This is a genomic window from Kitasatospora sp. NPDC059571 (assembly GCF_042735675.1).
In the GTDB taxonomy this organism is placed as follows: domain Bacteria; phylum Actinomycetota; class Actinomycetes; order Streptomycetales; family Streptomycetaceae; genus Kitasatospora.
The window spans coordinates 1-3,139 of record NZ_JBHWBW010000671.1; the positions used below are offsets into that span (position 1 = coordinate 1).

Here is a 3,139-nt window from a genome sequence, read left to right on the forward strand (position 1 = left end):
CGCCCCCCGGCCGCCCGCGGCGCCGTGCCGCGGCGGCCGGGTCCGCGGTGCCGGTCAGCTGCATCCCGGTACGGCGGAGGCGCTGCCGGCCTGGGTCAGCAGCCCGCAGAGCGTGGAGGTGGAGACCTTCCAGGTGCCGCCGTCCAGCACGGCCTGCCCGGTCGCGGACGGTTCCACCACGTTGCCCTGCAGCGACAGCGAGTAGGTGACCGTCGCGGTGGTCGGCGAGGTGAAGTCCACGGTCTTGACCTCGGCCTTGACCTGGCCGACCCGCGGGTCCGCCGCGAAGCCCTGCAGGGCGGGCGCCAGCGCCTGGCCGTTCTGCAGCAGCGCGGCCTTGTCCTGGATCGAGGTCGCCGGGTCGAAGAACTTCTGCCAGTTCGCCGTGACCTCCGCCTTGGCGGCGGCCGGATCCGCGGGGGCGGAGCCGCTCGGCGACGCCGGGGCAGAACTCGTCGCGGGGGCCGAGGCCGACGGCGTGGAGGAGCTCGACGACGAGGAGGAGCTGCATGCCGCCGCCAGGACCAGGGCGGCCGCGGCGGCGCCCAGCCGGGCGGCGATGCCCGCCCCCGACCGGCGCACCGGCCGGTCCTGCTCCGGGCCGCCGTCGGCCGCCTGCGTCGCGGCGTTGTGGGTGGTACCCATCCCGCTCACCGTTCCCTTCGACCGGAGGGCGGTCCTTGCGCTGTCGGGCCCGGTCGCTCGTTGTGAAACCGCTCTGTGTCCATGCTGCGACGAGGTGCGCCGCACGTCACACTGTGAAGGCCGATCAGCGGACGAATCGCACCGAAGGCATGCGAACCGTGCCGGTGTCGGGCCCCTCGGACAGTACGGAGAAAACTGGATGAACCGGCTTCCCCGGCCGAGCGCCGCCGGGCTGCTGCGCGCACTGCGCGAGTGGCCCGGCTGGTTCACGCTCGCGGGCGGCGCCGTGCTCTGCGTCCTCGGCTGGTACGGCGTCTCGGGGGAGAGCCTGGCGGCCCGCCAGCTGCCCTACCTCGCCTCGGCCACCGCGCCCGGGGCCGCACTCATCGTGGCCGGCGCCGTCCTGGTCGCGGCCCGCCAGGGGCGCGGCGGCGGGGGGCCCGCGGACCGGCGCCTGGACCAGCTGTACGCGCTGCTGGTGGCCGAGGCGCCCGCCGCGGAGGCGGACCCGGACACCGCCGGGGCGGCCGTCGTCCTCCCGCACGGCACGCTCTACCACCGGCCGGACTGCCCCTTGGCCGCCGGCAAGTCCGGGGCCGAGCGGGTCGACGCCGCGGCCGTCCGCGAGCGCGGCCTCGGGCCCTGCCCGGTGTGCGACCCCGAGCCGCCCGCCGGCGCCGGGCCGGCCACCGGCCCCGAGGACTCCGCCGGACCCGAGCCGCCCGCCGGGCCCGGCCCGCCGCCCGCGCCGGGCCCGCCGCCGTGACCGGCAGCGGCGGCCTCACCGCCGACCTCGCCCTGGCCGGGCTGTCGGTCGGCAGCGCCGCGGCGCTCAGCGGCGTCGGCCTGGTGGTCACCCACCGCGCGACCGGCGTGCTCAACCTCGCCCAGGGCGCCCAGGCGATGGCCGCCGCCTACCTGCTGCGCGAGCTGGTCGTGGTGGACGGCTGGCCGCTGTGGGCGGCGGCCGTCTGCACCCTGCTGATCGCCGCCCCGGCCTTCGGGGTGCTGCTCGACCTCGCGGTCTTCCGCCCCCTCCAGCGGCGCGGCGCCGGCGCGGGGGAGACCATGGTCGCCGGCATCGGCGTCTTCGTCCTGCTGATCGGCGCGGTGGTGCTGCTGCTCGGCCCCGAGCCGCACGGCGACGCACCCGCCCTGGTCCCGGCCGACCGGCTCGCCGATGTGGGCGGGCACGTCCTGCGGCGGGACACCGCCGTCCAGCTCGCCACCGTCCTGCTGCTGGCCGCCGCGGTCGGGGCGGTCACCCGCTGGACGGCGCTCGGCACCCGGCTGCGGGCCGTGGTCGACAACCGGGCCCTGGCCGGGCTGGCCGGCATCGACGCCGACCGGGTCTCCTCGGCCGGCTGGGCGTTCGGCTCGTTCACCGCCGCGCTGGTCGGCGTGCTGCTCGCGCCGTTCCTGCTGCTCGACCCGTACGGGCTGCCGCTGCTGGTGATGGAGACCATGGCGGTCGCGGTCGCCGCCCGGCTGCGCAGCCTGCCGGTGGCGGTGGCGACCGGGCTGGCGCTCGGCGTGCTGCAGAGCGAGCTCACCCGGTTCCGCCCGGCCGGACAGCTGCTGCCGCTGGTGCAGGCCGTGCAGGCCAACCTGTTCACCGTCGCGCTGCTGGTCGCCGCGCTGCTGCCGTGGCGCCCCGCCCCGCCCGACACCGGGCTCGCCACCACCGGCGGCCCGCCCGGCGCCCGCGGCTCGACGGCGGTACGGGCCCTGTGCGCCGTCCTCCTGCTGCTGCCGCTGGGCTTCCGCAGCGACGACCTGCGGCACGCCCTGACCGTGCCGGCGCTGGCCCTCGTCCTGCTGTCGGTGGTCGTGGTGACCGGCTACGGCGGGCAGGTCTCGCTGGGCCAGGCGGGCTACGCGGGCCTCGGCGGCCTCGGCACGGCGCTGCTGATGTCCGGCCGGATCCCCGGCCTGCCGCCGATGCCGGCCGCGCCCGCCCTGCTGCTGGCGGTCGCCGCGACCGTGCCGCTCGGCCTGCTCACCGGCCGCCCGGCGATCCGCCGGCGGGGCCTGGCGCTGGCCCTGGTCACCTTCGCGGTCGGCACCGCGCTCAGCCGGCTGGTCTTCGAGCAGCCGTACGCCACCACCGGGCTGACCGTCGACCGGCCGGCCTTCCTCGCCGCCGACGGCGCGTTCTACACCGCGGAGCTCGTCCTGCTGGGCCTCGGCCTGCTGCTGGTGCGCAACCTGCACCGCGGCCCGCTCGGGCGGGCGCTCACCGCGATGCGCGACCACCAGGCGGGGGCCTCGGCCGCCGGAGTGGACGTCCCCCGGCTGAAACTGCTGGTGTTCATGGCCGGCGCCGGGCTGGCGGCGCTCGGCGGCGGGCTGCTGACCCTCGGCGGGCGGGCGTTCTCCGCGACCGCCTTCGACCCCGTCCAGGGCCTGCTCTGGTTCGCCACCGTGGTGGTGGCCGGCGCCGACAGCGCGGCCGGCGCGGTGCTGGCCGCGGCCCTGCTGGTCGGCCTGGACC

At 78.1% G+C, this 3,139-nt stretch carries 2 protein-coding genes and 1 pseudogene; 2 read left to right on the plus strand and 1 reads right to left on the minus strand.

Annotated features, from left to right (window positions below; all coding sequences use genetic code 11):
• Window positions 1-54: 54 nt before the first annotated feature.
• Complete coding sequence (locus ACFV0G_RS37590) at window positions 55-645, minus strand: hypothetical protein (protein ID WP_380557784.1); 591 nt, start codon at window positions 643-645, stop codon at window positions 55-57.
• A gap of 199 nt (window positions 646-844) precedes the next feature.
• Here ACFV0G_RS37590 and ACFV0G_RS37595 point away from each other — a divergent pair, with 199 nt between their 5' ends.
• Window positions 845-1,411 carry a hypothetical protein gene (locus ACFV0G_RS37595; protein WP_380557787.1) on the plus strand — a complete coding sequence of 189 codons (567 nt, stop codon included), beginning with the start codon at window positions 845-847 and terminating at the stop codon, window positions 1,409-1,411.
• A pseudogene (locus ACFV0G_RS37600) lies at window positions 1,408-3,139 on the plus strand (ABC transporter permease); the annotation flags it as partial. The gene ACFV0G_RS37595 and the pseudogene ACFV0G_RS37600, both read left to right, overlap by 4 nt.

Coding starts and splice junctions, on each gene's coding strand:
- ACFV0G_RS37590 (WP_380557784.1), bottom strand. CDS start 645: ATGGGTACCACCCACAACGCCGCGACGCAGGCGGCCGACGGCGGCCCG.
- ACFV0G_RS37595 (WP_380557787.1), top strand. CDS start 845: ATGAACCGGCTTCCCCGGCCGAGCGCCGCCGGGCTGCTGCGCGCACTG.